Genomic DNA, 4,659 nt, shown 5'->3' on the forward strand with positions numbered 1-4,659 from the left:
ATTAAAAATTGCAATGGGAAGTCTTGCGTTCGCATCATGAAAAATGACTGTCACGGAGCGAATAAGGATTATTGTGTGATTGACCCAAAATAATGATTAGACAGTACTTTGCTCGGCTCTTGTCATCACCGAATCAATGACAGCAGTCGCAAAGTTGCCCGACTTTAAAACATGGTTAAAACCATATTTTAAAGAATCGAGCTAAATTTTAATTTCAGTAAGATAAAATAAAAAAACGCATCTATAAAGATGCGTTTTTGAATAAAAAAACAATTAGTTTTTAACATAATTAGCGGTTACGCAATCACCACTATAAGCCCAAAGCAGACGATCACCAGAAACAGTAGGAGTTAATACACAAGTTTCAGTAGCCAAAATGCCTTTGTAAGCATTAGGAGTCGCAGTAATAACACCATCCACAACAGTTAAAGTATTGAATGCTTTAACCGTTGATGCCGCAGGCGCAGCAGGAACACCACCCGCACCAGCATCACATGCAGCTAGCGCACCTTCTTCTGCATAACACACATCAACTGCTGTTTTATAAGAAGTCATAGCAGAGAGAACTTCGCTATATGCTGCTTTTTTAATATAGTTTTGATAAGCAGGAATCGCAATTGCTGCCAAAATACCGATAATAGCGACAACAATCATTAATTCAATAAGAGTAAAACCTTTTTGTGTAGTCATAACATTCCCCAAAAACTGTTGTAAGGTACAATATTAAAATAAAACTAGCACAAACTGTGCCAATCATTATAAATCATTATAAATCATTATTTTAAATATAGAACTAAAATTTCCGTCATTTTATTAGTTAGAAAGTGACAATTTTTGTCACTTTTCGCTTAGGAGTGTCATATGAAAAGGAAGGCTAGTTTAAAATGTGGAGTTAAACTAGCCTTCCTTTTTAATTTTAGAATTTAACTAAATTAAAAACAAGTAATTAAATTGAAAAAAATATATTCAAATAACCGAGCGAGTGTCTACGAGCGATCACCTGGTATTAAAATTTTGAGTCAGCTTTTTCCCTGATTACAAGCTCCCCTTTGCTTCATAACGAAAGATACAGAGCATCCCGAATGGGTGCGAACTGTATCAGCTAAATTATAGACGAGCGAAGCGAGCATAAAACTACTGAGCGAAGCGAAGGCATAGTTTCTTTTTTATTAAATCCTCAACTCACATTTGAAAAAAACAGCCCCTCAACCGAGCGAAAGCGAGGTTAAAACGTCCGAGCTTTAGCGAGGGCATAGGGCTGTTTTCTACAAGTTTTTATATTTTTTATTTTTAAATATATTTTTAAATATTTTTAGGTTGCTTGAAATGCAAGCACAGCAAGGCTTTCACAGCTAATAAGTACACCAATTCCGATGTATAAGTACACCAATTCCGACATTTCAGTCCTAATAAGTACACTAATTCCGATATATAAGTACACCAATTCCGATGATATTGACACCTATATTATAAAGGTGTACAAATACACTTAAATTATAAAAGTGTATAACCATGAAAAATGACTTAGTTGTAAAAGATAATGCGTTGATTAATGCTAGTTATAGTCTTGGTCTTGTCGAACAACGATTAATTTTATTAGCTATCGTTATTATTCGGGAACATACCCATAACATGCACCTAGACTATATCGCCTTCAATAAACCAATCGAGATTACAGCAGAAAGTTACATCAATACGTTCGGTGTAAGCCATAGCACAGCATACGAAACTCTAAAGGATGCCTGTAAGTCTTTATTTTCCAGACAGTTTAGCTATCAAGAACCTAGAGAAAGAGGTATTGCTCATAAAACTACTCGCTGGGTATCTGATATTGCTTATATTGATAATTCTGCAACTATAGAATTTACTTTTGCTCCAGCGGTCTTACCCCTAATCACTTATCTTGAACAACACCTTACAAGCTACGAATTAAAACAAGTTGCCAATCTAACAAGCGGTTATGCTATTCGCCTGTACGAACTTTTAATCGCATGGCGTAGTACTGGTAAGACCCCAATTATTGATTTAAGTGAATTTCGTTCAAAACTTGGAGTTGGAGATGAGAAGTATCAAAGGATGGGGCAATTTAAAGAAAAAGTTTTACATATTGCTATTGAGCAAATTAATAAACATACAGACATTACAGCAACTTATGAGCAACATAAGCAGGGGCGTACAATCACAGGGTTTTCATTCAAATTTAAGCAAAAATCACAGCCGAAAATTGAAGTTAAACGTGATCCCAATACCCCTGATTTTTTTGTCAAAATGACAGACTCACAGCGCCATTTATTTGCCAAAAAAATGTCTGAAATGCCTGAGATGGGGAAATATTCACAAGGTACAGAAAGCTACCAACAATTTGCTATTCGTATCGCTGATATGCTTTTAGAACCTGAAAAATTCAGAGAGCTTTATCCAATATTAGAAAAATCAGGATTTCAGCCATGATTAAATTAAATAACCTATCAACCGATCTAAAACATGTGACCGTTGAATACCTCGACATCGTAAATTATGAAATTGCGAGAGAAAATATATGCGGTTATATCTTCCTATTATCCCGACTATCCAAAGATGCTGAACCCACCGAAAAAATGCAGATGGAAAGCAAAATACAGAACTTAATTTACTATCGGGATAATTTACAAATCGAGGACAAATACAATATTCAAAAGGTTTTAAATACGCTCATTCCAGAGTATCAAGCCGAACAAAAAAACCAAACAGCTAAGAAAAATTAGGCTTCAATGTCGGGCAAACCAAAAAGGTGTCTATCTCTATTTTCTGTTAAATATTCGTTCAATTCAGCGAGTATTTTTTCTTTGTTGGCTTCATTCTGCATTTTTTTAATTAAATAAGAACCGAGCAGAATTTTACGTCTAGTATCGTCTTTTCGTTGCTGTTCTTTTTGCTTGGTACGTTCTCTTGCTTCGATAGCCTGTTTTTGCGCTTTTAACTGTTTCAGCTTCTCTAACTGGGCTTCAATTTTCTTTTCGATATTTTCGGCAGATTTTGTCATAACGGTTCATTTCGGGATATAGGAAAACCACTCAAGCATAAGAACCTGTGAATTGAAATTCAAGCGGTTAATATGCTATCGTGTTTTTCATGAAATGCGCACTTACGACTTGAATTTCATTCAAGTCATCGTTGCGTAAGGGGAATCCCCTTAACCCCAAAAAATTGCTACGCAATTTAAAAAGGCGAAAGAAAAAATGGCGATTTATCATTGCTCAACAAAAACAGTGAATCGAAGTTCGGGACGAACTGCGGTTGCATCGTCTGCCTACCGTTCAGGGGAAAAACTCAAAGATGAACGAACAGGACTAACCCACGACTTTACGAGAAAGGACGGTGTCGCCCATAGCGAAATTGTGTCTAACCTTGATATAGAAATAGACCGTAGCGAATTGTGGAACTTGGCGGAACAGTCCGAAAACCGCAAAGATGCTCGAACCGCTAGAGAATGGGTGATTGCCCTGCCTGATGAACTGGATGCAGATCAGCGCAAGGACTTGGCAAAAGAGTTTGCCCAATCGCTTGTTGATCGTTATGGCGTGATTGCAGATTTAGCCATTCACGAACCCAGCAAAGGCGGAAATGATAAAAACCATCACGCCCATATCATGCTGACCACCCGAAAAGCTGAATTAGACCCTGACAATAAACTCACTTTGACGACAAAAACCGATATTGAGTTAAGTAATGCCAAACGCAAAAGCCTAAATATGGGAACAACCCAAGACGACATCAAACAGATTCGGGAAACATGGGCGGACTTAGCCAATCACGCACTGGAGCGAGCAGGCTACCGAGAAAAAATAGACCACCGCAGCTATGCCGATCAGAACAATGGACTACAAGCCACCATTCATGAGGGGACTTCGGTCACTCAACTCCGTAGACAAGGCATAGACACCGAAATCAGCCGTTATAACGACCATGTGAAGCAACACAACGCCCAACACCTCAAACAACAGCAACAGCGCACAGACAGCGTTTTACAGCACGGTTTAAACCGTGCCGAGCAAGGCTTCGAGCAATGGCAGAAAAACCAAGAAGCTAAACGCCTAGAACAAGAACGCCAAGCCGAAATACAACGACAACAAAAACTAGAGCAACAGCAAGCCGAGCGAGCCAACCGTAAAGCATCACAAGACTTAGATCAGGGCGGAATGTACCGATGAGCAACCAAAACGACCTAGATGACCAGCTCTATATTTTACTGGCATCTATGAAAGAGTATCGAGAAGCCATAGCAGACGATAACAAGCGATTAGAAGCGTTTTACAAGGAAGTGGCTAGCGGAGTACTCAATAAGACCGAAAAACACCTAAAAAACGCCAATCAGAAGCAAATAGACGCACTCAACAACAGTATTCGAGAATTAAACAATGCAACCAATCAACTTGACTGGCGATTCATGGCAATCTACGCCAGTGCTTTTGTTAGCTTGCTGATCGTTTTCTTTTTAGCATTATTTTTATATGTGCCGAGCATGGACGAAATCAAACAGCGTAGAGCAGACGTTGCATGGCTAGAACAAAAATACAGCCTAGATATTAAAAATTGCAATGGGAAGTCTTGCGTTCGCATCATGAAAAATGACTGTCACGGAGCGAATAAGGATTATTGTGTGATTGACCCAAAATAATG

Annotated in this window: 6 protein-coding genes; 4 read left to right on the forward strand and 2 right to left on the reverse strand. The window is 38.3% G+C overall.

Features of this window, described 5'->3' with window-relative positions:
- Nucleotides 1-273 precede the first annotated feature (273 nt).
- Nucleotides 274-690, reverse strand: a complete 417-nt coding sequence (locus F955_RS15405) for a pilin (RefSeq protein WP_004897089.1) — start codon at nt 688-690, stop codon at nt 274-276.
- A gap of 822 nt (nt 691-1,512) precedes the next feature.
- On the opposite strand from F955_RS15405, the gene repM reads away from it, so the two are divergent.
- Together repM and F955_RS15415 are read left to right on the forward strand one after the other, a co-directional pair.
- The gene (gene repM, locus F955_RS15410) at nt 1,513-2,451 is read left to right on the forward strand and encodes a replication initiation protein RepM (RefSeq protein WP_004897090.1); all 939 of its coding nucleotides are present in this window, start codon (nt 1,513-1,515) and stop codon (nt 2,449-2,451) included.
- Nucleotides 2,448-2,744 (forward strand): hypothetical protein, encoded by a 297-nt coding sequence (locus F955_RS15415; RefSeq protein ID WP_004897093.1) that lies wholly within the window; start codon nt 2,448-2,450, stop codon nt 2,742-2,744. Before repM ends, F955_RS15415 begins: the two co-directional genes overlap by 4 nt.
- Here the strand turns inward: F955_RS15415 and F955_RS15420 are convergent.
- Entirely contained in the window at nt 2,741-3,022 is a 282-nt protein-coding gene (locus F955_RS15420; protein WP_004897095.1) for a hypothetical protein, read from the reverse strand. The two genes, F955_RS15415 and F955_RS15420, sit on opposite strands and share 4 nt — an antisense overlap.
- Nucleotides 3,023-3,218: 196 nt before the next feature.
- Here F955_RS15420 and mobQ point away from each other — a divergent pair, with 196 nt between their 5' ends.
- Both mobQ and F955_RS15430 read left to right on the forward strand, forming a co-directional pair.
- On the forward strand, nt 3,219-4,190 hold the full coding sequence (mobQ, locus tag F955_RS15425; RefSeq protein WP_004897098.1) for a MobQ family relaxase: 972 nt from the start codon (nt 3,219-3,221) through the stop codon (nt 4,188-4,190).
- Complete coding sequence (locus F955_RS15430) at nt 4,187-4,657, forward strand: hypothetical protein (RefSeq protein WP_004870960.1); 471 nt, start codon at nt 4,187-4,189, stop codon at nt 4,655-4,657. The genes mobQ and F955_RS15430 overlap by 4 nt, the downstream gene beginning before the upstream one ends.
- The last annotated feature ends 2 nt before the right edge of the window (nt 4,658-4,659 follow it).

The organism is Acinetobacter schindleri CIP 107287, from assembly GCF_000368625.1.
GTDB classification, from domain to species: Bacteria; Pseudomonadota; Gammaproteobacteria; order Pseudomonadales; family Moraxellaceae; genus Acinetobacter; species Acinetobacter schindleri.

Bases quoted from the DNA above. Each gene is read 5' to 3' on its own strand.
- F955_RS15405 (WP_004897089.1), bottom strand. From the start codon at position 690: ATGACTACACAAAAAGGTTTTACTCTTATTGAATTAATGATTGTTGTC.
- repM (WP_004897090.1), top strand. From the start codon at position 1,513: ATGAAAAATGACTTAGTTGTAAAAGATAATGCGTTGATTAATGCTAGT.
- F955_RS15415 (WP_004897093.1), top strand. From the start codon at position 2,448: ATGATTAAATTAAATAACCTATCAACCGATCTAAAACATGTGACCGTT.
- F955_RS15420 (WP_004897095.1), bottom strand. From the start codon at position 3,022: ATGACAAAATCTGCCGAAAATATCGAAAAGAAAATTGAAGCCCAGTTA.
- mobQ (WP_004897098.1), top strand. From the start codon at position 3,219: ATGGCGATTTATCATTGCTCAACAAAAACAGTGAATCGAAGTTCGGGA.
- F955_RS15430 (WP_004870960.1), top strand. From the start codon at position 4,187: ATGAGCAACCAAAACGACCTAGATGACCAGCTCTATATTTTACTGGCA.